Origin of the sequence: Nitratireductor sp. XY-223, from assembly GCF_004959855.1 — a bacterium.
Lineage (GTDB): Bacteria > Pseudomonadota > Alphaproteobacteria > Rhizobiales > Rhizobiaceae > Hoeflea_A.
This window is the reverse complement of sequence record NZ_SPNT01000002.1, coordinates 1,027,854-1,052,888: the sequence shown is the minus strand read 5'-3', so window position 1 is coordinate 1,052,888 and position 25,035 is coordinate 1,027,854. Positions and strand designations below refer to the sequence as shown.

The following is a 25,035-nucleotide window of genomic DNA, read 5'->3' as shown; positions in this document are numbered from 1 at the left end:
TGGATTGCTCGTTCTGCACCGGCTGTTGAAATCACTATTCGGCTGTCATGCTGCAGGCCGCATAAAGATGTGCGCTTGCGCTCTTTCCGCTTCACATTCATACAAGGGCAGATTCAGTTGCCGATGGTCAATCAAATCACCGAAGCGAAACACGAACCAATCCTGATGGATCGAATCTTTGGTGATGACCATATGTTCAGCAATGACCGGAAATTAGCGTGCTTTGCTTACGATTCCAAGCCTTTTCTTTATCTAATGCAATTTGGCCGATCTGCAAGTGCGCACCGCTGTAAAAGCGCGGCCGCCTGATGACCGGCAAGTGACAACGCGGCGGCCCGTCGGCACTGCGCGGCCGGTCGGACGGATCGCTCCGCACAACCCATTACGACGGCAGTTTTCATCCCGGTTTCGCAAATATCAGCACCCTGTCGTTCCCCGCCAGGTCCTTGACCCCGTCGATACATGGGAAGCGATTTGCTTCGAAAATACCGGTGACGGCGGCGTGCTGGCTGAAGCCGGTTTCGACCGCCACACGTCCGCCCGGGGCCAGATGCACATCCGCGCCGACGGCAATCGCCCTGTACGCGTCCAGCCCGTCCGCGCCGCCGTCGAGCGCGATGACCGGATCGAAATCGCGCACTTCCGGCTCGAGGCCCGCTATGTCCCCCGAAGGAATATAGGGCGGGTTGGAAACGATGAGGTCGAACACGCCCTCGACCCCGGCGAACCACGCGGCCTCGCAAGTATCGAACCGTTCCGACAGACCGGCCCTGCGGGCATTGTCCCGCGCCGTGCCGAGGGCTTCGCGGGAGATATCCGTTCCGGTTCCCGTCGCCGATCCGACTTCCGCAAGCAGGGCAAGGCAGACCGCGCCGCTGCCCGTGCCGATGTCGAGCACCCGGCAGCGGCCCCTTTCGACGGCCAGCGCGCGCACGAAGGGCAGGACCGCGCTGACGAGCGTCTCGGTATCGGGGCGTGGCTCCAGCGTTTCCGGTGACAGTTCCAGATCGAGGCCGAAGAACGATCTGCTGCCGAGGATCCGGTGAACCGGTTCGCGCCTCAACCGTCGCGCCGCGGCGGATCGCACGCGCTCCGTCTGGGCCGGATTCAACGGCTCTCCGCGATCGAGCACAAGGTCGGTGAGGCTGATATTCAGCAGGCCGCACACAAGGGTGCGGGCGTCGTCATTCGGCTGCGGCAACCCGGCGGCCTCGAATTGGCACGACAGCTCTGCGACAAGCGCCTTCTTCGTTGCCGCCGTCGCTGCGGCGGCGTCAGGCATCAGGCGCCGCTCCGAGGGACGCCAGGAGATCGGCCTGGTGATCGGCGATCAGCGCATCCACCACCTCGTCGATCTCGCCCATCATCATGCGGTCGAGCTTATAGAGGGTCAGATTGATGCGGTGATCGGTGATCCGTCCTTGCGGGAAATTGTAGGTGCGGATGCGTTCGGACCGGTCGCCTGAGCCAACCTGGCTCTTGCGCTCCGCCGAGCGCTCGCTTTCGGCCTTCTGCCGCTCGAGATCAAAGAGCCGCGCCCGCAGGATCTGCATGGCGCGCGCCCGGTTCTGATGCTGAGACTTTTCCGCCTGCGTGACGACGATACCGGATGGGATGTGGGTTATGCGCACCGCCGAATCGGTCGTGTTCACGTGCTGCCCGCCCGCGCCGGAGGCGCGCATCGTGTCGATGCGGATATCCTCGTTGCGTATTTCGATATCGATGTCCTCGGCTTCCGGCAGAACGGCGACGGTGGCCGCGGATGTATGGATCCGCCCGCCCGACTCCGTCTCGGGAACACGCTGGACCCGGTGCACGCCCGATTCGAACTTGAGCCGCGCGAAGACACCGCGCCCGGTGATCGCCGCGACGATCTCCTTGTAACCGCCCACTTCGCCCTCGCTGGCGCTCATCACCTCGACCTTCCAGCCGCGCGATGCGGCATAGCGCTCATACATGCGGAAGAGATCGCCGGCGAACAACGCCGCCTCCGACCCCCCGGTTCCGGCACGGATCTCCAGGATGGCGCTTTTGTCATCGGCCGCGTCCTTCGGCAGCAGCATGACCTGCATGTCCTGCTCGAGTTTTTCGCGCTGCTCTTCGAGTTTGGGAAGTTCGAGTTCGGCCAGCGCCCGCATCTCGGGATCGGTCTCGTCATCCTCCAGAAGAGAATTCAGGTCGGCAATCTCGCTGACGGCCTTGCTGTGACTGCGGATCGTCGCAACGACAGGCTCCAGTTCGGCATATTCCGATGCGAGTTTCACATAGACATCAGCCTCGGGGCCCTGGGCCATGCGGGCCTCGATCTCGCCGAAGCGGTTTTCAAGCTCGCGCATTTTTTCAAGCGGTAGTTTTGCCATCAGCAGTCCCCGGCGCGATCAGAGCGGAATGCCGTTGGTATCGGCAAAGTCGGAAAGCAGTTCGCGTACCGTGTTTTCCGGATCAACCTCGTCAAGGGCGGGCAGCAGAACCTCCTCCAGCTTTCCGACGTCGAGCGACAGAAGCATGGATTTGACGGGGCCGACTGCCGCCGGTGCCATTGAGATGGACCGAAAGCCGAGGCCGATCAGCGCCATTGCGGTCAGTGTCCGCCCGGCCATCTCGCCGCACAGTGTCAGCGGGGTTCCGCGGGCGTCGGCGGCGACGACGATCTGCCGCAGCATGCGCAAAAAAGTGCGTCCCAGCGGGTCGAACCGGTTGCTCACGCGCGCGTTGCCCCGGTCCGAGGCCATGGTGAACTGGAAAAGGTCGTTCGAGCCGACCGATACGAAATCGGCCTCCCGCATCAGCTCATCGAGCTGCCACATGAGGCTCGGCACCTCCAGCATGGCGCCGAGCTCGACCTTGCGCGGAAGATCATAGCCGAAGCGGGAAAGGTGCCCGACTTCCTTGTTGACAAGCTCGCGGGCTGTCCGGAATTCGTTTATTTCGGTGACCATCGGGAACATCAGCTTGAGTTCGTGCCCCGCCGTTGCCCGCAACAGAGCCCGCAGCTGCAGGCGCAGGATGCCCGGGCGGTCAAGCGCCAGGCGCATGGCGCGCCACCCGAGGGCCGGGTTTTCCTCATGGGCGTTGCGGAAATAGGGTATGACCTTGTCGCCGCCGATATCCAGCGCACGGAACGTGACCGGCCTGCCGTCCGCCTGCCTGATGGCATTTCTGTAAAACTGTTCCTGTTCCTCGACCTTCGGCATTGTCGAGGCGATCATGAACTGCAGCTCGGTCCGGAACAGGCCGACGCCGCTGGCACCCGACTCTTCAAGCTGCGGAAGGTCCACGAGCAGGCCGGCATTCATGTGCAGCGTGATCGCGACGCCGTCGCTGGTGACCGGTTCGACCGCGCGCAGCGCCCTGAACTGCTCCTGGCGGCGGGCGCTGAAACGGACCTTTTCCGCATAGGCGCTTTCAAGATCCGCCATCGGCCGCAGATGTACCTTGCCGTCATCGCCGTCGATGATGATCGGATCCCCGTTCTCGGTCATAGAGACGATGCCTGAGGCCTGTCCGACAACCGGTATGCCCATGGCCCTTGCGACGATCACCACGTGGCTTGTCACCGATCCCTCTTCCAGGACCAGTCCCCTGATCTTCGATCGCTCGTAATCCAGCAGTTCCGCTGCGCCCATCGCCCGGGCGACGATGACCGCCGAATCGGGAAACTCGTCCTGGTGCGCCTTGACGTTGAAGCCGGTCAGCTGGCGCAGCAGCCGGTTGGCCAGATCGTCGAAGTCATGCAGCCGCTCCCGCAGGTACGGATCGGTCATGTGGATCATGCGGGCCCGCATGTCGCTCTGCACCTTCTCGACGGCCGCTTCCGCCGTCAGGCCGTTGCGGATCGCTTCCTCCAGCTTGCGGACCCAGCCGCGGTCATGGGCGAACATGCGATAGGCCTCAAGGACTGCGCGGTGTTCGCCTTCCATCGGAACGTCCCGGCGCGACAGCATGTCGTCAATGGAAATGCGCAGCGATCCGAGGGCGTCCTCGAGCCGTGCGAGCTCGCTGTCGATGTCCTCGTTGAGCAGTTCCGTTACCACGATGCGCGGTTCGTGCAGCACCGCATGGCCGAGGCCGATGCCGTCCGAATAGGCATCGCCTTCGATCGTCACCGGACGGCTGAGATCAAGCTCGAGCCCGGGCCGGGTGACCTTCTTCAGATCCCCCGTCGCAATCATTTCCGCGAGCACCATCGCCGTGGTCTCGAGCGCCTCCAGCTCGTCCTCGCTGTAATTGCGCATGGCCTTGTTCTGGATGACGAGAACCCCGAGCGTGCGCCCGGCGCGCAAAATCGGAACACCGAGGAAGGAATGATAGATTTCTTCGCCCGTCTCCGGCAGGTAGGTAAAGGCCGGATGGGCCTGTGCGTCGGACAGGTTCAAGGGGCGCGCCCCGGCGGCGATCGTGCCGACGAGACCCTGGCCCATCTTCAACTGCGCCAGGTGAACCGCACCGGGATTGAGGCCCTCGGTGGCGTAGAGCTCGAGCACGCCGTCGGCGCGCAGGACGTAGAACGAGCAGACCTCGGCGACCATGTTCTGCGCGATCTGGCGCACGATCCGGTCCAGGCGGTCCTGCGGCTCCAGCGGCTCCGCCATCAGTTCGCGTAAACGCTTCAGCATGACGCGTGGACCTGCCGAAGGGTCTCTCATCGCGCTTCGCTCCCAGTTTATTCCCTTCCGGACGGTGCCGGAATCACGGGTTGTATAATTTACGTTTTATCGAGGCCGTAGACCGAATGCAAAGTCCGCACGGCCAGTTCCCCATAGGGTCCGTCTATCAGGATCGAAATCTTGATTTCCGATGTGGTTATCGCCTTGATATTGATGCCTTTTTCAGCCAAAGCCTTGAACGCCGTCGCAGCCACGCCGGCGTGGCTGCGCATGCCGATGCCGATCACCGAGACCTTGACGAGGCCGGGCTCGCTCTGCACCGCGTCGAAGCCGATTTTTTCACGCGATTTCTCCAGCACGGCCAGTGACTTTTCCATGTCGCCGGACGGGATCGTAAAAGTCATGTCCGTCGAACTTCCGTCTTCTGAAATGTTCTGGACAATCATGTCGACATTGATATGTGCCTCAGCCAGCGGGCCGAATATCGCGGCCGATACACCCGGCCGGTCGGCCACGCGGCGAAGTGAGATCTGGGCCTCATCCTTGGTATAGGCAATGCCGGTTACGACTTCCTGTTCCACGATTTCATCCTCATCACAAATCAATGTACCCGGAGGGTTGTCAAAATCGCCCATGCCGGGAGCATCGGGCTCCGAGAAACTCGAGCGCACGAAGGTGCGGACCTTGTGGACCATGGCGAGTTCGACCGAGCGCACCTGCAGCACTTTCGCGCCGAGCGAGGCCATTTCCAGCATTTCCTCGAAGGCGATCTTCTTCAACCGGTGCGCCGCCGGTTCGATCCGCGGATCGGTCGTGTAGACGCCGTCGACATCGGTATAGATGTCGCATCGGTCGGCCTTCACGGCGGCCGCGATCGCCACCGCGCTGGTATCGGAACCGCCGCGGCCGAGCGTTGCGATCCTGTTGTCAGGGCCAATGCCCTGGAAACCGGATACGACAGCCACCTGTCCCTCGCCGAACCGGCGGATCAGGTCGCTCCCGTCGATCTCAAGTATGCGCGCCGCGCCATGGGCATTGTCGGTCTTGATGGGAATCTGCCAACCCTGCCAGGAGCGCGCATTCACGCCCATCGCCTGGAGCGTGATGGCCAACAGACCGGACGTGACCTGCTCGCCGGAAGCGACGACGGCATCGTATTCGCGCGCATCATGAAGGGCCGACGCAGCCCGTGTCCATTCGACGAGCTCGTTGGTCTTCCCGGCCATCGCCGAAACCACCACCGCAACCTCGTGCCCGGACTCGACCTCCCGTTTCACGTGACGCGCAACATTGCGGATGCGATCCAGGTCGGCCACGGAGGTGCCGCCGAATTTCATGACTATGCGGGCCATCGGTCAGACCGGTACTCCCAGAAAAGCAGTTAGTGCAAGATGCGCATAAATCAAACCGCCCGACGGAGCGAGCGGCAGCGTCGCTCTCATACCCAAAAAGCCCTGCGGCTGCAAGGAGCCAGCATCGCGCGGTGCGTCCAATCACCGCCCTTGACATTGCCGCCCGATCGTCCGACTTCATTCGGTATATACGCCGGGAGACTGCAATGAGTGACGCCGCGCAATCAACGATAGACCAGGCGGAAGTCGACCGATTTTCGGCGATGGCCTCCGAGTGGTGGGATCCGACGGGGAAATTCCGCCCGCTGCACAAGTTCAATCCGGTGCGCCTGGCCTATATCCGCGACCGGGTTTGCGCCCACTACAGCCGCGATCCGAAATCCGCCCGCCCGCTGGATGGGCTCCGGGTCCTCGATATCGGCTGCGGCGGCGGCCTTTTGTCAGAGCCGCTCGCCCGGCTGGGCGCGAGCGTGGTCGGCGCCGACGCGTCAGAGACCAATATCGAGATTGCCCGCATCCATGCGGCGCAAAGCGGCCTTGAGATCGATTACAGGGCGGTGACGGCCGAAGAACTCGCCGCTGATGGCGAGATGTTCGACATCGTCCTCAACATGGAAGTCGTCGAACATGTCGCCGATGTCGACTTTTTCCTGGCGTCGTGCGCCGGAATGGTCAAGCCGGGCGGACTGATGTTCGTCGCGACGATCAACCGGACGCTGAAGGCGCTGGCGCTGGCGATCGTCGGCGCCGAATACGTGCTTCGCTGGCTGCCGCGCGGCACGCACCAATATGAAAAGCTCGTGCGGCCCGAGGAAATCGAAAATCCGCTTGGCTCGTCCGGCATGAACGTCATCGACCGCACTGGCGTCTTCTACAGTCCCCTGTCGGACAGCTGGAATCTTTCGCGCGACATGGACGTCAACTACATGCTGCTGGCCGCGCGGCCGCGCGGCGACTGAAAACCCACGATCAGTTCTTTTCTTCCGGAAGGTCCGGAAGCGGCGCGACATTGACGCCTTCGTCGACGAGCGATTTGACCTCGTCCGGACTTGCCTGACCGATAATGCCACGCTCCTCGCTCTCCCCGTAGTGGATTTTCCGCGCCTCCTCCGGAAACCGCTCGCCCACATCCTCGGAATTTTCGCGAATGGCCTTCACGGCCTTGCGCAACTGGTCCATGGCCGCCTTCTGGCCGGTGTTCATTGCGAGCTGCATCGAGGCTTCCTTCTTGCGCGCTGTCGAAACCGAGGGCGCCATCAGGGCCTTGTCGACCTCTGCCGAGCCGCAATGGGGGCACGAGACCAGCCCGGCATCCCGCTGCGAATCGAAATCCGCGTTGCTGGCGAACCAGGCTTCGAACGTGTGCTGCTCGTCGCATATCAGGTCGAACTTAATCATGCGGTTGCTCGGGCGGTCTCCGGGACCTCTATTGTCTCAAGATCGAATGTCCGGTCGTTCTTGAGATTCGGGATTTTCGCGCGCGCTGCGACACTGGCGGCCGGGTCGATATCGGCGACAATGACGGCCGGTTCGTTGTGGTCCGCCTCTGCAATGATGCGGCCCCAGGGGTCAACAATCAGTGAATGGCCGTAGGTTTCCCGTCCGTCCTCATGTGTCCCGCCCTGTGCGGCGGAGATGAGGAACGCGCCATTCTCGATGGCCCGGGCCCGCTGCAGCACGTGCCAATGCGCCTCGCCGGTCTGGCGGGTAAATGCGGCCGGCGCCGTCAGCATATTGGCGCCCGCACGGGCCAGTTTCTGGAACAGATCGGGAAAGCGCACGTCGTAGCAAATGCCAAGGCCCGTCGTGATGAAGGGAAATGCGACCACGGTCGCATGCTTGCCGGGCTCATAGGTCGCGCTTTCGCGCCAGCTCTCGCCGTTGTCGAGATCGACGTCGAACATGTGGATCTTGTCGTACCGGGCGACGATTTTTCCATGGGGATCGAAAACAAGGGCACGGTTCGCGACCTTGTCACCGGCCACTGCGACGGCGGTGGAGCCGATATGCAGGTAGATGCGGTGCTTTTGGGCAAGTCCGGAGGCCGCGTGGACAACCGGGTCGTCGGCCTCGCTGCGCAGTATGGCCATGAGCGATTTGCGATCGCCGATCAGCGCGCCGGTCATTTCCGGCGTCTGGACATATTCGGCTCCCGACGATGCGGCTTCGGCCACGCGCTCGGCAAGGTCGGAAATGTTGCGCTGCGGATCCACACCTGAACGCATCTGTACCGCGGCTGCCCGAAATGTCCGTGTCGCCATTGCCGTTTCCTCAGGCCGCCGAATGCAGCAGGGCATCCAGCTTTCCACCCCGTTCCAGGGCATGCAGTTCGTCGCAGCCGCCGACATGCCGCGCGCCGATGAAGATCTGCGGGAAAGTCGCCCGGCCGCCGGCGCGCTGGATCATCTCCGCCCGCAAGTCGCTGGAGAATGTTGCATCGTGCTCCGCATAGGCGACGCCCTTGTTATCGAGAAGGCGTTTCGCCGCGGTGCAGAACCCGCAGAACTTGCGTGTGTAGATGGTCACATCGGCCATGAAGGTCTCCAGATTGTCCGTTCGGCTTACCAGTTGTCCCATATAGGGTTTACAGCGGGCCCGGGGCAACCCTGGCAAAGGTCAGCACATACACCGCGCCCGCTCCCGCCTGCAACAATGCGCGCGTTGCCGATTTGACCGTCGCGCCCGTGGTGTAGACGTCGTCCACCAGAAGCAGCGATTGTCCGGCAACCTGGGAGCGCCTCGCTTCCGGAACGGTGAAAGCGCCGCGCACATTGCCGGCGCGCGCCTTTGTCCCGAGACCCACCTGCTGGCGTGTGGCCCGTGTGCGAAGCAGTGCAGCGGGCAGATAGGTCAGGCCGGTGCGCCGCGAAAGTGCGCGGGCAAGCTCGGCCGACTGGTTGTAGCGCCGCCTCAGCAGGCGCCGGCGGTGAAGCGGCACGGGCAGGATGGCGTCGGCAGCACCGATCGCATCGCCGCCGGCCCGCGCCATCCACCGGGCCATCACGGCGGCAAGGTCGGATCGGTCGCTGTATTTCAGCCGGTGCACGATTGAACGCGCGACGTCATCGTAGATCACCGCCGATCGGGCCTTGGCAAAGGGCGGCGGGTCGGCGATGGCGTCGGCGCAAAGCACGCCCTCGCCCGCATCGTACGGGAAGGGCGTTCCGAGGACATCGCAAACCGGTTTCTCGATGGCCTTGAGCCGGGACCAGCAATCGCCGCAGAGCCCGCCGTGGGTTCCCGTTATTTCGCCGCAGCCCAGGCATACGGGCGGATAGACGATATCGCTGATCGTTCCCATCGCCTGCCGTATAGAGGCGGCGATTGACATCCGGGTGGATTTGAACGAACTGGAAGCCATATGAGTGACAATACTATGGATTCAGGCACGCACAATGGATGCTGAGGGGCTGTTCGACACCGCACTGGTTCGGCGCAACCGGCTCCGCGCCCTGACCGGTGCGCCCGACGGCAGCGATTTTCTCCTGAAACTGGTTAATCAGGAGTTGTCCGATCGCCTGGCCACAGTCGAACGCCGCTTCGAAACGGCCGTCGCTCTGCATGCCCATGACCCGCAGCTGGCGGCGCTTGTCGCTGCAACCGGCAAGGCCGACCGGGTGATACGGATCGAGCAGCACCGCGACATGCTGGGCGATGATGCGGCCGGCGGCATTGCCTGTGAACTCGAACTGTTTCCGATGGGCGAGGAAACAACGGGCCTCGTTGTCTCGCCCCTTTCGATGCACCTCGTGAACGATTTGCCCGGACTACTCGTGCAGATCCGTCAGGCGCTTCTACCGGACGGGCTCCTGCTCGCCGCCCTGCCGGGAACTGGCACGCTTGCCGAGCTGCGCGATTGCCTGCTTACCGCGGAGACCGAGCTGTCGGGCGGTGCCAGCCCGCGTGTCATCCCTTTCGCGGATGTCCGCGACTGCGGCGCATTGCTGCAAAGGGCGGGTTTTGCGCTGCCGGTCGCCGATGTGGAGACCTACACGGCCCGCTACGACACGATGTTCGCGCTGATGCGCGACCTGCGGCACATGGGCATGGCCAATCCGCTGCGCGCGCGCAGCCGAAAGCCGGCGACGCGCAGCCTGTTTTTGCGGGCGGCGCAGATTTATGCCGACCGCTACAGCGATCCCGACGGGCGCATCAGGGCCAGTTTCTGTGTGCTTTATCTTTCGGGCTGGAAGCCGCATGAAAGCCAGCAAAAGCCACTCTCACCCGGTTCCGCAAAGATACCGCTTGCAGCGGCACTGGGAACGCGCGAACGCAAGCTCTAGGTCGCGGTCGGCGCTCAGAGGTCGAAGCCGTCGGCGACGTTGTTGAACGAGTTTCCGACACCGTTTCCGATCGCCGTCGCGCCAAAAATGATCGACAGCGAAATAAGCGCCGCGATAAAAGCGTATTCAATGGCGGTGACGCCGCTCTCGCAGTCAAGGAACCGCTTTGCAAGTCCAGGCATATCGTGCTCCATCGAACTCGAATTTCTTTCCGAAATACTAATTCGGCATCCCTTGCAATTAACCTAACAAAGGCGGTTACCGCCGCTTGAAGGATTTCAGCGGCATTTTAAGCTGTTCGGTTAAGATCGCGGTTTGTTTGGTCAGGACCGGTGGAATTTGTTTACGATGTTCGCAGGAACAAACGTCTCAATCAGCAATCGCCGGATCTGCGGCCATCGGAATTGATGATGCAAACCGCGCCGGGCCGGGACTGCAGAACACTGCGGTGGACCGTGTATTCACGCTTCCTGCGGATGGTCGCGGTTGTCGTGTAATCAATGCCTTGGCCGTTGCCGATCAGCCGCCAATCGCCGTGCGGAACGTCAATCATGGGCGGAATGATGAGGGCAAGCGCCATGGCGGCCGAGCCGAACAGCAAAGCCAGGCGCAGGACGCTGAACCGTCCGGAGCGTTTCGTATCCGTTGTTCCCGAATAGACGGAAGACCAAAATTCATCACTGCTCATCATTGAGCCCCCACACGCATACCGTCCGTGCAAGTATCTGGTATTATATTGAATAATTGATTAACGGGTGCCGCAGCCCGCCACTTTTCCGGAGGCAGGGCGGGGCGGTGCTAGATCAGATCGATCAAAAACGGCACGAGGGGCTCGTCGGCGGGCGGCATCGGATAGTCGCGCAGTTTGCCCGGTCGGACCCATTTGAGCGCCTGCCCTTCCTGCGCCTGCGGAATGCCCCAGTAACGGCGGCAGACGAACAGCGGCATCAGCAGATGGAAATCCTCATAGCTGTGGCTGGCAAATGTCAGCGGCGCGAGGCAGGCAAGCTTGGTGGTGATCCCGAGCTCTTCCTGCAGCTCCCTGATCACGGTCTCCTCCGGCGTCTCCCCGTTCTCGACCTTGCCGCCGGGAAATTCCCAAAGACCTGCCATGGACTTGCCTTCCGGTCGGCGGGCGATAAGAACCCGGCCGTCGGCATCGACGAGCGCGCAGGCCGCGACCACGATGGTCTTGCCGTTATTCATGCGCCGCAAGCTCCGGTGCCTGCCGGTAGTCGTAGCGGTAGATGTCCTCGAAGCCGAAGCCCTCGTAGAGACTGACCGCCGCCTTGTTGTCCGCCTCGACCTGCAACCACGCATTTTCCGCGCCGCGCATCCGGGCCCAGCGCAGCGCGGTCGCGACGACCTCGCGGGCATGCCCGAGGCGCTGCCGGTCGGTCCGGGTGGCCAGTTCGAAAATCCCGGCCATGTCGTTGTCGTGGACGCAAAGCGCCGTCGCCACCGGGCCGGTGCCCGGTTCCTCGAGGACGAAGAATCCGGCTTCCGGCCGTATCGAACTGAGCACTTCGGTCAAGCCGGGCTTGAGGACCGGATCGCGCCCGTGCACCTGAATGGAGGCATCGACGTAGCGGCCAATCTCGCGGATCGGCAGGTGATCGAGCACGTCTTCGAGATCGAGCCGGTCGATCGCGGTCATCATCACCCTCGTCTCGTCGAAGCGGCGCCAGCCATGGGCATCGAAATAGGCGTCGAGTTGCGGCGGCGCCAGCGGCGACTGTCGAAACACCAGCGGCCGGCCGTAGGCGCGAAACCGCTGCGCCGCCCGTTCGACCCGCTTCTCGATATCCCGGTGATCGGACGGATCGAGCGGGTTGACGGAATTCAGCCGCTTCGAGGGGTGTCCGGCCGTCAGCCTGATTTGCCAACTGCCGTCATACTGGATCGATGCGGCCGGCCAGGCCCGGAAGCCGACGGCTTCCAATCTACGAACACTGGCTAGATGCTGCATCGAGATCGTCGCTCTCTGTTTCCTGCCCGACATCGCACAGGGTCAGCTGCGGTAGTCGCCATTGATGGCGACATAGTCCTTTGTCAGGTCGCAGGTCCAGACCGTCGCCTGGCCGTCGCCGACACCGACATCGACGGATATGTCGATCTTGTCCCGCTTCATGACCGCCGCAGCCGCCTCCTCGCTGTAGCCAGGATCGCGCTCGCCATCGACGGCAACCCGGATGTCGCCGAACCAGATCTTGAGCCGGTCCCGGTGCGCCTCCTGTCCCGCCTTGCCGACAGCCATGACGACGCGGCCCCAGTTGGCGTCCTCGCCGGCCACCGCGGTCTTGACCAGCGGCGAATTCGCGATCGACAGCGCAATTGTCTTGGCGGCGCCGTCGCTGGCGGCGCCCCTGACGGTGATTTCGACCATTTTGCGCGCGCCCTCGCCGTCGCGCACGATTTGCTGGGCAAGGTCTATTAGCAGTTCGAACAGCGCCGATCTGAATTCCGCGAGGCGCGGATCGCCGGGGTCGGAGACATGCGGCGCGCCTCGCGCGGCGGCATTGCCGGTAGCGAAGAGCATAAGCGTATCGGAAGTGGACGTATCGCTGTCGACGGTGATGGAATTGAAGGAGCCCGCGACGCCCTCGTCGAGGAGCGCCTGCAGCGCGCCGCTCGCGATATCAGCATCCGTGACGACGAAGGACAGCATCGTCGCCATATCGGGCGCGATCATCCCGGCGCCCTTGGCAATGCCGTTGATGCGCACCTCGACCCCGCCTATGGAGGCGGTTCGTGTCGCGAGCTTCGGATATGTGTCCGTCGTCATGATGGCACGCGCCGCGTCCGTCCAGCTGTCCGGATCGGCCGTACCGGCAAGCGCCGCGAGCTTGTCGGCAAACGCGCCGGCATCCATCGGCTCACCGATGACACCCGTGGAGGCGAGGAACACCTCGCCGGTGGCGCAGCCGACCGCGTCGGATGCCGTTTCGGCGGTGATGCGCGCCGCATCGACGCCCTTCTGACCGGTAAAGGCGTTGGCATTGCCGGAATTGACCACCAGTGCCCGCGCCGCGCCCCCGGGCAGGTTGGCGCGGCAGAAATCCACCGGCGCCGAGGCGCACAGTGACTGGGTGAAGACCCCGGCTACTGCCGCCGGCTTGTCGAAAACCATCAGCATCAGGTCCGTGCGGCCAGCGTATTTGATGCCCGCCGCGGCTGTTGCGATGCGCACGCCCTCCAGCGCCGGCAACTCGGCGATCTGTTCCGGGGCCAGTGGGGATACCTTTTCAGTCATGTCGCGTCAGATCCGGGCGATCTCAAACTCAGTTGTTTCCCTGCGGATTGACCGCATTGAGTAGATCCTGCAGGTCCTTGTCGGTGACCTCCACCTTCACGGCGTCGCGCGCCTCCTGCAGAAGCGCCAGATACTCTTCCTGCAACAGAACACGCCGGATCTGGTCGGCAACCTGCTCGAAACTCGGCGGCGGCGTGTCGCGCTTGTCCTCGACCTTGATGATGTGCCAGCCGAACTGCGTCTTGACGGGTTCCTTCGTATAGGCCCCGGTCTCGAGGGCAAAGGCTGCCTCCTCGAATTCCGGAACCATACGGCCCCGCGTGAAATAGCCGAGATCGCCGCCTTGCGGCCCGCTCGGACCGGTCGACTTCTCTTTGGCCAACTCGATGAAATCCTTGCCGCCGTCCAGCTCGACAATGACCGCCTTGGCCTGTTCCTCGCTGTCGACGAGAATATGGCGGGCTTTAACCTCCTGCTCCGGCGGCGTGGCCGCGACCTCCTTGTCGTAACGCTCCCGGACCGCTTCGTCCGTCAAGCCGTCGACGACCCGGGTCTTGAAAAACTCGTTGTGAAGGGCCCGGTCCCTGAGGAAGTCGAGACGCCTCTGGAAGGCCTCGTCCTTGCCGAGACCGGAATTTTCGGCCTGCTGGGCCATCAGCTTGATGTCGAGAAGCGCCGAAAGCGCCGCCGCGGTCCGTTGTTCAGCCGGAAGGCGCGAGAACTGCGGATCAAGGTCGGTTTCCGCGAAGGTCAGCTCCGACTGATACACCGGCTTGCCGCCGACGGTCGCGATCACCTTGTCTTCACCTTCCTGGGCCGCGGCGCCGGCGCTCAGGCAGACGGCAAGCGCCACCAAACCGGCACGCCATGGCTGTGTTCTTTGCATGATCAACAAACCTTTTCTGGTTATGCGGCCCGAGACCACAATATTCCTTCAATAGCCGATTTCCGACGCGTCACAAGCGGGAATCGGGCCGCCCACCTCAATCTGCCAAATCCGGCGCCCCCACAGCGGCGTTGACATCGATCACCCCCCCTCTTATCTGTCACGCAATCTCGCGTCCAGTTCAGTTTCGGGCGGATCAGCTTCAAAACCGCGTCATCGGGCCGCGCCTTGCCGGTTCGTCACGATTTGATGTCCGCCCGTACAGCAAGAAAGGACCATGTGAATGGTCAACTTCGGCGGCATCGCCAAAAAGCTGTTTGGTTCTTCGAATGAGCGCCTTATCCGCTCATACCGGCCGCGCGTCGATGCCATCAATGCCCTGGAGGCGGAGATGCAGGCGCTCAGCGACGAGGAACTGGCGGCCCGCACCGAGATCTTCCGCAAGGAACTGGCCGACGGAAAGTCGCTCGAGGACATCCTGGTGCCGGCCTTTGCCACCGTCCGGGAAGCGGCCCGGCGGGTGATCGGGCTGCGGCCGTTCGACGTGCAGCTCATCGGCGGCATGATCCTCCACGAGAACTCCATCGCCGAGATGAAAACCGGTGAGGGAAAGACGCTTGTCGCCACCCTGCCGGTATACCTGAACGCGCTGACCGGCAAGGGCGTCCACGTGGTGACGGTCAACGACTACCTGGCCACGCGCGACGCCGAGTGGATGGGCAAGGTCTACAGCTTCCTCGGCATGACGACGGCGACGATCGTCCACGGCATGGATGACGAGCAGCGCCGCGCCGCCTATGCCTGCGACGTGACCTACGCGACCAACAACGAGCTGGGTTTCGATTACCTGCGCGACAACATGAAATACGAGCGCGGCCAGATGGTCCAGCGCGGCCACAACTACGCCATTGTCGACGAGGTTGACTCCATCCTGATCGACGAGGCCCGCACGCCGCTGATCATATCCGGGCCGCTGGACGACCGCTCCGACCTCTACAACACCATTGACGCGTTTATACCGCTGCTCGAGGAACGCGATTTCGAGATCGACGAAAAGCAGCGCTCCGCGACTTTCACCGAGGAAGGCACCGAAAAGCTCGAAGGCATGCTCAAGGAGGCGGAGCTGCTCAAGGGCGAGTCGCTCTATGACGTGGAAAACGTGGCCATCGTCCACCACGTCAACAACGCCCTGAAGGCGCACAAGCTCTTTACCCGCGACAAGGACTACATCGTCCGCAACGGCGAGATCGTCATCATCGACGAGTTCACCGGCCGCATGATGCCCGGCCGCCGCTACTCGGAAGGCCAGCACCAGGCACTCGAGGCGAAGGAAAAGGTTGCGATCCAGCCGGAGAACCAGACGCTGGCCTCGATCACCTTCCAGAACTATTTCCGCATGTACGGCAAGCTTGCCGGCATGACCGGCACGGCATCGACCGAGGCCGAGGAGTTCGGCAACATCTACGGGCTGACCGTCGTCGAGGTGCCGACCAACCTGCCGATCAAGCGCGCCGACGAGGACGACGAGGTCTACCGGACGGCCGAGGAGAAATACACGGCAATCGTCGAGGAAATCCGCCAGGCGAGCGATCGCGGCCAGCCGGTTCTCGTCGGCACCACGTCGATCGAGAAGTCCGAATTCCTTGCCGACCTGCTGAAGAAAGCGGGCATCAAGGAGTTCCAGGTCCTCAACGCGCGCTATCACGAGCAGGAGGCGTTCATCATCGCCCAGGCCGGCGTTCCGGGCGCCATCACCATCGCCACGAACATGGCCGGACGCGGAACCGACATCCAGCTCGGCGGCAATGTCGACATGCGCATTTCCCAGGAACTCGCCGACGTCGAGGACGAGGCGCAACGCAGCTCGAAGGAAGAAAAGATCCGCCAGGAGGTCCAGGCGCTGAAGGACAAAGCGCTGGCCGCCGGCGGTCTTTATGTCCTGGCAACAGAACGGCACGAAAGCCGTCGCATCGACAACCAGTTGCGCGGCCGGTCGGGCCGGCAGGGCGATCCCGGCCGCTCCAAGTTCTACCTGTCGCTGCAGGACGACCTGATGCGCATCTTCGGCTCCGACCGCATGGACGGCATGCTGAAGAAGCTCGGGCTGCAGGAGGGCGAGGCGATCGTCCACCCCTGGATCAACAAGGCACTCGAGCGCGCTCAGAAGAAGGTCGAGGCACGCAACTTCGACATCCGCAAGAACCTGCTGAAGTTCGACGACGTGATGAACGACCAGCGCAAGGTCATTTTCGAACAGCGTCTCGAGTTGATGGATGCGGAGGACATCGGCGAGACGACCGCGGACATGCGTCACGAGGTCGTCGACGACCTTGTTGCCCGCAACATTCCCGAAAGGGCCTATGCCGAGCAGTGGAACCTGCAGGGCCTGAAAGAGGAAACACAGAAATTCCTCAATCTCGAGGTGCCCATCGACGAGTGGGCCTCTGAAGAGGGCATCGCCGAGGACGACATCCGCGAACGCCTCACGACCGAGGTCGAAAAGGCGGCCGCCGACCGGGCCGAGCGCTTCGGACCGGAGGTCATGACCTATGTCGAAAAATCCATCGTTCTGCAGACGCTCGACCACCTGTGGCGCGAACACCTGGTTAATCTGGATCATCTGCGTTCGGTGATCGGCTTCCGCGGCCTTGCCCAACGCGATCCCTTGCAGGAGTACAAGGCCGAGGCCTTCGAGCTGTTCCAGAGCCTGCTCGGCAATCTGCGCGAGACGGTAACGGCGCAGCTGATGCGCGTCGAACTGGTTCGCGAGGCGGCCGACGCGCCGGAGCTTGAGCCGCCGCAGGAGATGGAAGGCCATCACCTTGACCCGACCACCGGTGAGGACGAGTTCGTCGAACCGGAAGACGAACCGGGCGGCCTCGCCCTTGCGCCGGTCCAGCATCGCACGGTGCCGGCGGAGGAGCGCGATCCGAACGATCCGTCGACCTGGGGCAAGGTCGGCCGCAACGAAGCCTGCCCCTGCGGATCGGGCAAGAAATACAAGCACTGCCACGGCGCCTTCAGCTGATCGGACCAGGGCCGGTCCGCCGTCGCGTTCAGACAAATTTGAACGCGCGCAAAGCCGCGCCTGAGGCTGTCCTGCCGGCGTGATTCACGCGCTGACAGGCAAAATCCCAAAAAAATACCGAATCCAACCGTTTTTTAACGGCCCTTGCGCATAGTGGGCCGAGTTTCGAGTTTGGTTTGGTCAATTCCGTGCGTATTACGGCCGAAAACGCTGCCAATGACACGCTCGCGCCGCAATCCGGCGCGCGGCGCAGGGCCACGGGCTTCCTGCACCGGCTGCTCGGCCTGAAAGGCGGGCAGGACGGGCATGGCGAAACCCGTCGCATGTCGCTGATTGCCTTCGTCATCCGCGTGATCAGCGCCGGAATCGCCTTCCTGGCGCAGATCTTTCTGGCGCGCCTCATGGGTCAGTTCGAGTACGGCATCTTCGTTTTCGTCTGGGTGATGGCGATCATCGTCGGCAATTTCGCCTGTTTCGGCTTTCACACCGCCCTTATACGCTTCGTGCCGCAATACCGCGCGCACGGCGAAATCGCCAAGATCCGCGGCATAACGCTCACCGCAAGGCTGTTTGCGCTCACCAGCGCCAGCCTCGTGGCGCTGCTGGGGATTGCCGCGGTCTACGGGTTCGGCGACGCGCTTCCGCCCTACTATCTCACCCCGCTCGTGCTCGGCGCATTCATGCTGCCGATGATCGCTCTCGGCGACATCATGGACGGCACCGCCCGCGCCAACAGCTGGATCGTGCAGGCTCTCACGCCGACCTATCTGGCCCGTCCGGCCCTGATTCCGGTCGCGATGCTCGTCGCTGTCCTGCTGGGCTACGAGGCGAGCGCCAAAACGGCGCTGATCGCCGCGCTGATCGCCACATACGTTACCACGCTCGGTCAGTTGACGATCCTCGGATGGCGCCTGCGCAGGCGGTTCGAGGCCGGGCCGAAGGAAATCGAGTTCGGCTACTGGATCAAGATCGCGATGCCCATTTTCCTTGTTGAGGGGTTCTACTACCTCCTCACAAATGCGGACGTGGTCATGGTCGGCTTTTTCCTGCCTCCCGACCAGGTGGCGACCTATTACGCAGCCGCCAAGACCATGGCGCTGGTCCATTTCGTGTTTTTCGCGGTGAAGGCCGGCATGGCGCCGCGTTTTTCGGCGCTGGTCGCGGAAAAGAGCAGCGGCGAACTGGCGCGTGTCGCCGCCACGGCCGCCTACTGGACATTCTGGCCAACCATTGCGGTGGGCGGCATGGTGCTGGCGCTCGGGTCCTTCCTTCTGTCGCTGTTCGGGCCGGATTTCCAGGCCGGCTATCCGGTCATGTTCATTCTTTTTGCCGGTGTCGCGGCAAAGGCACTGATCGGCCCCGGAGAAGCGCTGCTCACCATGGCCGGTCAGCAGAAAATCTGCGCGCTGATCTATTTCGCCGTTCTGCTCGTCAACATTGCCGGCAACATCGTCTTGATTCCGGTCTTCGGCATCAACGGCGCGGCCGCCGCCACCATGGTGGCCATGTTCGCCGAAACGGCGCTCCTGTTCGCGGTTATCCGCAGCCGTCTCGACATCAATATGTCCGTTTTCAGCAGGCCCGCCGCCGCGGCCGAAAGGGAGACGCGCTGACATGTCCTCCAATCCATTCCTGCAGGGTGAACCCGGCGGCGCCGGCGGAACGGCGGTCACGAAGATCGCCGGACTCGAGATCGAGCGCCCGGCCGCCGAGACCTCGGTGGAAACGGGTCGCCCGTCGCGGCATCTTTGCGTTTATCCGGCACGGGCCGGATACGACCTTCGACGCGAACTGGATTACCTGACGCACCGGGCGCTCGAGCCGAATGTGTTCTTCTCGGCGCGGTTCATGGCGCCGGCCATGCCGCGGCTCGAGGACAAGCAGATCAGGCTGATGATCATGCGCGACGAGGACGAGCACCGCAGCCGCCTGCGTTTCCTGATGCCGTTCTCCGTCGAGCGCCCGGGCTTCTCGATCGGCGCTCCCATCATCCGTTCCTGGGCCAATGACTACGGACCGCTCGGCACACCCCTGCTCGACCAGGAAGCGGCGGCCGAGACGCTGGACGACCTGCTGGAGACACTGGCCGGCGGCGCGCTCGACCTGCCCGGCGTGCTGGTAATCCCGAACGCCCGTCTGGAAGGGCCTTTCGTGCAGCTTCTGCGGGCCGTCGCCGTCAGCCGCGGCCTGCCGATCGCCGAAACCGAGGTCTTTGAACGGGCCATGCTGCAGAGCAACCTTGACGGTCCAGCCTATCTCAAGCAGTCGCTCTCGACGAAACACCTGCGCGAGCGCCGCCGCCAGCGCCGGCTGCTTTGCGAGCGCGGCGAACTGACCTATGACGTGGCGCGCCAGCCGCGGCAGGTCCGCGAGCGGATGGAGGAGTTCCTTGCCCTCGAGGCCGGCGGCTGGAAGGGCCGCCGAAGGACGGCGATGGTGGTCGACCGCTACCGGGCAGCCTTCGCACGCGAGGCGATCACCGATCTGGCCGAGACGGACAATGTCCGCATTCACACCCTCAATATCGACGGCGAGGCAATCGCCTCGATGATTGTCTTTGTGATGAGCGGCACGGCCTATACCTGGAAGACCGCCTACAACGAGGAATTCAGCGCCTTCTCGCCGGGGCAGTTGCTCATGGACAATCTGACGGCGATCCACCTTGAGGATCCGAACATTGCGGTTACCGATTCCTGCGCTGCGCCGGACCACCCGGTCATGAACCGGCTTTGGCGGGAACGCTGCAGGATGGGCACGCTGATTGTCGGCCTCGAACCGTCGCGGGACCGGGACGTGCGGCAGGTGGAGACCCAGCTGCATCTCTACAGCGAGACGCGCAACATCGCCCGCAAGGTCCGCGACCGCATAAGGGGCATGGCAAAGGGCCGCTAGGGTGCTCAGCCGTAGCCGCGCGCTTCACGCACGGCCCTGTCGCGCAGCTCCCTGCGGATGACCTTCCCGGTCGTCGTCAGGGGCATTGAGTCCACGAACTCCACCTCACGCGGATATTCGTGCGCCGAAAGCCGCACCTTGACCCAGTCCTGGATTTCCCCGGCCAGCGCGTGGCTGGGGTCATGGTCCTGCTTGAGGACGATATAGGCCTTGACGATTTCGGTGCGCAGGGGATCGGGCTTGCCGACGGCCGCCGCCAGCGCCACCGCCGGATGGGCAGTCAGGCAGTCCTCGATCTCGCCTGGGCCGATGCGATAGCCGGCGGATGTGATGACGTCGTCGTCGCGGCCGAAGAACTCGATATAGCCGTCGGCATGTCGGATGCCCTGGTCGCCGGTCACCATCCAGTCGCCGATGAATTTCGCGCGTGTCGCCGCCTCGTTGTTCCAGTAGCGAAGGAACATCACCGGGTCCGGCCGGCGCACCGCGATCTGCCCCGGCGTACCGGGTGCGACCTCCGCACCGTTGCCGTCGATGACCGCCACCGTGTGGCCGGGCACCGCAAGGCCGATGGCGCCGGCCCGGGTAACGCCGATACGGCTGCACGAGGAGATCACCAGATTGCACTCGGTCTGCCCGTAGAATTCGTTGATGGTGATCCCGAGTTCCCGTTTCGCCCATTCATAGGTTTCCTTGCCGAGCGACTCGCCGCCTGATCCGATGGTGCGCAGCTTGAGGGCGTACCGCTCCGACGGCCGGTCGACGGTGCGCAGCATCTTGAGCGCGGTCGGCGGGATGAACGCGTTGCGCACCCCGGTCCCCTCCATGATGCGAAAGGCGGTTTCCGGATCGAATTTCTGCGCCGCCGACGAGACCACGGGCACACCGAAATAGAGCGCCGGCAGAAGGACGTTGAGAAGCCCGCCGGCCCAGGCCCAGTCCGCCGGCGTCCAGAAAAGGTCGTCCGGCTGCGGCAGGAATTCGTGCGGGAACTGGATGCCCGGCAGATGCCCGAGCAGCACCCGGTGGGCATGCAATGCGCCCTTGGGCGGACCGGTTGTGCCGGAGGTGAAGATCATCAGCGCCGGATCATCGACGCCCGTGTCGGCGGTGTCGTGCCGGCCGGCAAAGTCGCCGAGGAGTTTGCTGAAGTCCTCGCATCCCGGTGTCCCGTCGACGCTGACCACGCAGGACAGCTGATCGAGCTTGTCGGCGATCTCGGCCACCTTGGCGGCACCGGACGCGTTGCTGATCATGCATTTCGCGCCGGACGATCGCAGTCGGTAGTCAAGCGCGTCGACGCCGAAAAGCAGGGCAAGCGGCACGGCAATCGCGCCGAGCTTGTAGATGGCGATATGGGAAATCGCCGCCTCGAACCCTTGCGGCAGCAGGAGAGCGACCCGGTCCCCCGGCGCAATGCCGAGCGAAGAGAGCCCATTGGCCAGAGCATCCGCTTTCTGCCGCAGGGCGTCGTAGGTCAGTTCGTCCGGATCGCGGTCGGGCCGGTAATGCATCAGGCAGACACGATCCGGTTCCCGTTCCGCCCAGTCGTCGCAGACGGCTTTCGCGATGTTGAAGCGATCGGGAAGTTGCCATTCAAAATCCCGTATCAGGTCTTCATAGGTATCGCGCACCGGAAGCATGCCTGTCTCCTTGAACCGGCGCGCATGCGAAATGCCGCCGCCGCATCTGCTGCAATGCGGTGGTTTATAGGCTTTGCCGGATTCGATTGGAAGATGGCCGGCCGCGCCTTGCGGCTGGATTGGTGAGACTTGCTGTTGGTTGCTCCGCCCGAAAGTCATCCGTTACGCGATGCTTTGATGTTCCGGGCAGGATGCGTAAAATCATCCGAAGATGCTCATGGCCGAAAAGCCGGTCCTCTAACCTGCCGAATGGCGGAGCAACGATAAAATTATAGGGCCCCGGCACCTGCGAATCAATTGTTGCCGAGGTGTCACACAGCGTCCGCGGCCAGGATATCGACCATTTCCCGTAGCAGCGCCGGAACCGGACGGTCTGCGGCCCAGGACAGCCAATAGCCCGCATCCATCGTCACCGACGGTTCGGAAAGCAATGCGAGACGCCCCTCGCCAATCGCGGCTTGCGAAAGCGGAATGGATGCCAATATCGCCCCATGGCCCTCTATGGCGGCGGTCAGGGCGAGGTCGTAGGAGTCGAAACGCATGCCGGTGCGATAGGGCGGGGGCGAGCCTGTGGCCGCCGCCCAGGCCTGCCAGCCCGAACGGGGACCGCTCAGCGCAAGGGCCGGAAGCGCGCGCCAATCGCCGCCCTGCTTGAGGTGCTGCGGCGCAACAGCCGGCGCCAGCCGCTCCCGGTGCAAAAGTTGCGCCCGCCTTCCCGGCCAGGTGCCGTTTCCATAGCGCAGGTGAAAGTCCGCCGCGATATTATCGAAGTCATGCTGCCTGAATGCGGAGACGAAGGTCACGCGCAACTGCGGGCGATCCGCCAGCAGAGCCTTCAGACGCGGCAGGATCAGCAATTCGATATGCGACGGCATGGCACAGATCGTGATCTCGCTGATATCGGGCGAAAAGAGATCCGCGGTGCTGCGCGACAGCGCGGAAAGCGCCGCCTGAACATGCGGCAGGTAGGCCTCGCCGTCGAGCGTCAGCGCGACACCCCGCGGCTTGCGGACAAACAGTTCCTTTCCCAGCCGGTGTTCGAGATTGCGGATCCTCTGACTGATCGCCGCCTGCGTCAGGCCGAGTTCCCCGGCCGCGGCGGTGAAACTGCCGCAACGGCCGGCGGCCTCGAAAACGCGCAACCATTCCAGCGGCGGAAGGGTCCTTTCGGTGTGTGCATCTGCCAAAATGAAATCGATGCCTTGATCTAAATATCCATTTCTTGTGCTTATATCACGGGCAGCGATATGGTCCAGCAAGCGACCCGTTGCACACAGTCGGCACAGACCGGCCGGGAACGGGATCAAAAAATATTGGAGGGTGCAATGACTTCGATTGAGTCGGTGTCGGTATTGGACGGCGGCGCCGCTATTCAGCTTTCCCTCGCGGATGGCTCGAGCACGCGCTTTCACGCATTATGGCTGCGCGACAATGCACTGGACGGCGAAACCCGCTCCGCCGGAAACGGCCAGCGCCTTATCACGCTGACCGACATTCCGGAGGAAACCAGTATCGGGAGCGCGCGGTCCGATGGCCGGGTCCTGTCGGTCACCTTCCTGCCTGAGGAAAAGACCGTTGAATTCCCGGCCGAATGGCTTCGTGCCAATGCTTACGATCGACAATCGGACGAGCCGGCGGGTTGGCTGTCTCAGGCGATCGAGACCTGGGATCGCGAATCCCTTGCCACGATCCCGACAGGAGATTTCGCGGCAAATGCAACCGACGGATCGGCTCTTCGTGACTGGCTTTATGCAATCCGCAAATTCGGCTTCGCGCACCTGACCAACGGTCCGGTGGAAAGCGGTGCGCTGATTGAGGTCGTGCGGCCGTTCGGATTTGTGCGTGAAACCAATTACGGGCGCTGGTTCGAAGTCCGCACCGAGGTCAATCCGACAAACCTGGCCTATACCGGCCTCGGCCTCCAGGCCCATACGGACAATCCGTACCGCGACCCGGTTCCCACGCTCCAGGTTCTTTATTGCCTGGAGAATTCAGCCGAGGGCGGCGATTCCATTGTCGTTGACGGCTTCCGTGCAGCCCAGCGGCTGCGGGACGAGAACCCGGACGGTTTCTCGCTTCTGGCCAGGCATTGCGCGCGTTTCGAATATGCCGGCTCGGACGGCATCTGCCTGCGCTCGCGCCGACCGATGATAGAACTTGCGCCCGACGGAGAGCTCATCGCCATACGGTTCAACAACCGCTCGGCCGCGCCGATCACGGACGTGCCGTTCGAGAAGATGGCGGCCTATTATCATGCTTACAGGCACTTCGCCGCAATCATGGACGACCCGGCCATGGGGGTCTCCTTCAAGCTCGAGCCCGGTGAAAGCTTCATCGTCGACAACACGCGTGTGCTGCACGCCCGCACCGGCTATTCAGGGGCCGGCTCCCGTTGGCTTCAAGGCTGCTACGCCGACAAGGACGGGCTGCTTTCCACCCTTGCGGCGCTGGAGAACACTTTGATGGAGGCAGCACAATGAGCCGTCCCGACCCGACCAGTCTGTATTCCGGCAACATTGTCGAATTCATCGGCGAGATATTCGAGCGGCGCGGTGCCGATTCCTACCTGGGCGAACAGGTTACGATGTCGGAGCATATGCTCCAGGGCGCCAAGCTCGCGGAGGATGCGGGTGCTGATGATCACATGATCGCGGCGGCGCTTCTGCACGATATCGGACACTATACCAACGAGTTTCCCGAAGATGCCCTGGAGAAGGGAATCAACAACCATCACGATGAGGCGGGCGCCGCTGTCCTGGCGCCGTTCTTTCCGCAAGTCGTGACCGATTGCGTCAAGCACCATGTCGCCGCCAAGCGCTACCTTTGCGCCACCGATCCCTCCTATTTCGACCGCCTTTCACCGGCTTCGGTCCACACGCTCAATCTGCAGGGCGGTCCGATGAGCGCGGAAGAAGCGAGAGCCTTTGCGGACAATCCCAATCTCGACGCCATCATCCAGGTCCGGATCTGGGACGAGGAAGGAAAAGTGCCGGGAATGCAAACGCCGTCGTTTTCCCATTATGCGCCGGTTTTGCAGCGGGTGGTTGACGCGCATGTAAGGGCCACCGGCTGAGACCGATGTCTGTCGCGA

At 63.1% G+C, this 25,035-nt stretch carries 23 protein-coding genes; 7 read left to right on the top strand and 16 right to left on the bottom strand.

Annotation, left to right across the window (positions count from 1 at the left end; all coding sequences use genetic code 11):
* Nucleotides 1-397: 397 nt before the first annotated feature.
* The 4 genes from prmC to E4M07_RS11560 are packed head-to-tail and all read right to left on the bottom strand — an operon-like array spanning nt 398 to nt 5,959.
* Nucleotides 398-1,282 carry a peptide chain release factor N(5)-glutamine methyltransferase gene (gene prmC / locus E4M07_RS11575; RefSeq protein ID WP_136658440.1) on the bottom strand — a complete coding sequence of 295 codons (885 nt, stop codon included), beginning with the start codon at nt 1,280-1,282 and terminating at the stop codon, nt 398-400.
* Complete coding sequence (prfA, locus tag E4M07_RS11570; protein ID WP_136658439.1) at nt 1,275-2,360, bottom strand: peptide chain release factor 1; 1,086 nt, start codon at nt 2,358-2,360, stop codon at nt 1,275-1,277. The genes prmC and prfA overlap by 8 nt, the downstream gene beginning before the upstream one ends.
* Before the next feature lie 18 nt (nt 2,361-2,378).
* Nucleotides 2,379-4,646, bottom strand: a complete 2,268-nt coding sequence (gene ptsP / locus E4M07_RS11565) for a phosphoenolpyruvate--protein phosphotransferase (RefSeq protein ID WP_136658438.1) — start codon at nt 4,644-4,646, stop codon at nt 2,379-2,381.
* Nucleotides 4,647-4,705: 59 nt separating this feature from the next.
* A complete protein-coding gene (locus E4M07_RS11560) occupies nt 4,706-5,959 on the bottom strand; it encodes an aspartate kinase (RefSeq protein ID WP_136658437.1) in 1,254 nt (417 codons plus the stop codon).
* 206 nt (nt 5,960-6,165) lie between these two features.
* Between E4M07_RS11560 and ubiG the strand changes: the two genes are divergently transcribed.
* A complete protein-coding gene (gene ubiG, locus E4M07_RS11555; RefSeq protein WP_136658436.1) occupies nt 6,166-6,918 on the top strand; it encodes a bifunctional 2-polyprenyl-6-hydroxyphenol methylase/3-demethylubiquinol 3-O-methyltransferase UbiG in 753 nt (250 codons plus the stop codon).
* A 10-nt stretch (nt 6,919-6,928) separates the two neighbouring features.
* Here ubiG and E4M07_RS11550 read toward each other — a convergent pair whose 3' ends face one another.
* From E4M07_RS11550 to E4M07_RS11535, 4 genes are read right to left on the bottom strand one after another with little or no spacing between them, the layout of a single operon-like run.
* Nucleotides 6,929-7,357: a DUF1178 family protein gene (locus tag E4M07_RS11550; protein WP_136658435.1), complete on the bottom strand. Its 429-nt coding sequence runs from the start codon at nt 7,355-7,357 to the stop codon at nt 6,929-6,931.
* On the bottom strand, nt 7,354-8,220 hold the full coding sequence (locus E4M07_RS11545) for a carbon-nitrogen hydrolase family protein (RefSeq protein WP_136658434.1): 867 nt from the start codon (nt 8,218-8,220) through the stop codon (nt 7,354-7,356). Before E4M07_RS11545 ends, E4M07_RS11550 begins: the two co-directional genes overlap by 4 nt.
* Before the next feature lie 10 nt (nt 8,221-8,230).
* Nucleotides 8,231-8,494: a glutaredoxin 3 gene (grxC, locus tag E4M07_RS11540; protein ID WP_136658433.1), complete on the bottom strand. Its 264-nt coding sequence runs from the start codon at nt 8,492-8,494 to the stop codon at nt 8,231-8,233.
* A gap of 49 nt (nt 8,495-8,543) precedes the next feature.
* Nucleotides 8,544-9,260 (bottom strand): ComF family protein, encoded by a 717-nt coding sequence (locus tag E4M07_RS11535; protein WP_246660418.1) that lies wholly within the window; start codon nt 9,258-9,260, stop codon nt 8,544-8,546.
* A 94-nt stretch (nt 9,261-9,354) separates the two neighbouring features.
* Between E4M07_RS11535 and E4M07_RS11530 the strand changes: the two genes are divergently transcribed.
* The gene (locus E4M07_RS11530) at nt 9,355-10,242 is read left to right on the top strand and encodes an SAM-dependent methyltransferase (protein WP_136658519.1); all 888 of its coding nucleotides are present in this window, start codon (nt 9,355-9,357) and stop codon (nt 10,240-10,242) included.
* A 14-nt stretch (nt 10,243-10,256) separates the two neighbouring features.
* Here E4M07_RS11530 and E4M07_RS11525 read toward each other — a convergent pair whose 3' ends face one another.
* The 6 genes from E4M07_RS11525 to E4M07_RS11500 all read right to left on the bottom strand — a co-directional run bounded on the left by E4M07_RS11525 (nt 10,257) and on the right by E4M07_RS11500 (nt 14,381).
* Nucleotides 10,257-10,424, bottom strand: coding sequence for a Flp family type IVb pilin (locus E4M07_RS11525; RefSeq protein ID WP_136658431.1), 168 nt, complete (start codon nt 10,422-10,424; stop codon nt 10,257-10,259).
* Nucleotides 10,425-10,615: 191 nt separating this feature from the next.
* Entirely contained in the window at nt 10,616-10,930 is a 315-nt protein-coding gene (locus E4M07_RS11520) for a hypothetical protein (protein ID WP_246660417.1), read from the bottom strand.
* 110 nt (nt 10,931-11,040) lie between these two features.
* Nucleotides 11,041-11,448 (bottom strand): 8-oxo-dGTP diphosphatase MutT, encoded by a 408-nt coding sequence (gene mutT / locus E4M07_RS11515; RefSeq protein ID WP_136658430.1) that lies wholly within the window; start codon nt 11,446-11,448, stop codon nt 11,041-11,043.
* Nucleotides 11,441-12,211: a GNAT family N-acetyltransferase gene (locus E4M07_RS11510; protein WP_136658429.1), complete on the bottom strand. Its 771-nt coding sequence runs from the start codon at nt 12,209-12,211 to the stop codon at nt 11,441-11,443. The genes mutT and E4M07_RS11510 overlap by 8 nt, the downstream gene beginning before the upstream one ends.
* Before the next feature lie 42 nt (nt 12,212-12,253).
* A complete protein-coding gene (gene argJ / locus E4M07_RS11505) occupies nt 12,254-13,495 on the bottom strand; it encodes a bifunctional glutamate N-acetyltransferase/amino-acid acetyltransferase ArgJ (RefSeq protein ID WP_136658428.1) in 1,242 nt (413 codons plus the stop codon).
* A gap of 28 nt (nt 13,496-13,523) precedes the next feature.
* Nucleotides 13,524-14,381, bottom strand: a complete 858-nt coding sequence (locus E4M07_RS11500) for a peptidylprolyl isomerase (protein ID WP_136658427.1) — start codon at nt 14,379-14,381, stop codon at nt 13,524-13,526.
* 283 nt (nt 14,382-14,664) lie between these two features.
* On the opposite strand from E4M07_RS11500, the gene secA reads away from it, so the two are divergent.
* The 3 genes from secA to E4M07_RS11485 all read left to right on the top strand — a co-directional run bounded on the left by secA (nt 14,665) and on the right by E4M07_RS11485 (nt 20,301).
* Nucleotides 14,665-17,409 (top strand): preprotein translocase subunit SecA, encoded by a 2,745-nt coding sequence (secA, locus tag E4M07_RS11495; protein WP_136658426.1) that lies wholly within the window; start codon nt 14,665-14,667, stop codon nt 17,407-17,409.
* A gap of 188 nt (nt 17,410-17,597) precedes the next feature.
* Entirely contained in the window at nt 17,598-19,022 is a 1,425-nt protein-coding gene (locus E4M07_RS11490) for a polysaccharide biosynthesis C-terminal domain-containing protein (RefSeq protein WP_246660416.1), read from the top strand.
* 1 nt (nt 19,023) lies between these two features.
* Nucleotides 19,024-20,301, top strand: a complete 1,278-nt coding sequence (locus E4M07_RS11485; protein ID WP_136658425.1) for a GNAT family N-acetyltransferase — start codon at nt 19,024-19,026, stop codon at nt 20,299-20,301.
* 5 nt (nt 20,302-20,306) lie between these two features.
* Here E4M07_RS11485 and E4M07_RS11480 read toward each other — a convergent pair whose 3' ends face one another.
* On the bottom strand, nt 20,307-21,944 hold the full coding sequence (locus tag E4M07_RS11480; RefSeq protein ID WP_136658424.1) for an acyl-CoA synthetase: 1,638 nt from the start codon (nt 21,942-21,944) through the stop codon (nt 20,307-20,309).
* A gap of 311 nt (nt 21,945-22,255) precedes the next feature.
* Nucleotides 22,256-23,131: a LysR family transcriptional regulator gene (locus E4M07_RS29850; protein ID WP_169054172.1), complete on the bottom strand. Its 876-nt coding sequence runs from the start codon at nt 23,129-23,131 to the stop codon at nt 22,256-22,258.
* Between the two features lie 138 nt (nt 23,132-23,269).
* On the opposite strand from E4M07_RS29850, the gene E4M07_RS11470 reads away from it, so the two are divergent.
* Both E4M07_RS11470 and E4M07_RS11465 read left to right on the top strand, forming a co-directional pair.
* The gene (locus E4M07_RS11470; protein WP_136658422.1) at nt 23,270-24,424 is read left to right on the top strand and encodes a gamma-butyrobetaine dioxygenase; all 1,155 of its coding nucleotides are present in this window, start codon (nt 23,270-23,272) and stop codon (nt 24,422-24,424) included.
* Nucleotides 24,421-25,017, top strand: a complete 597-nt coding sequence (locus E4M07_RS11465) for an HD domain-containing protein (RefSeq protein ID WP_136658421.1) — start codon at nt 24,421-24,423, stop codon at nt 25,015-25,017. The genes E4M07_RS11470 and E4M07_RS11465 overlap by 4 nt, the downstream gene beginning before the upstream one ends.
* Nucleotides 25,018-25,035: the final 18 nt, after the last annotated feature.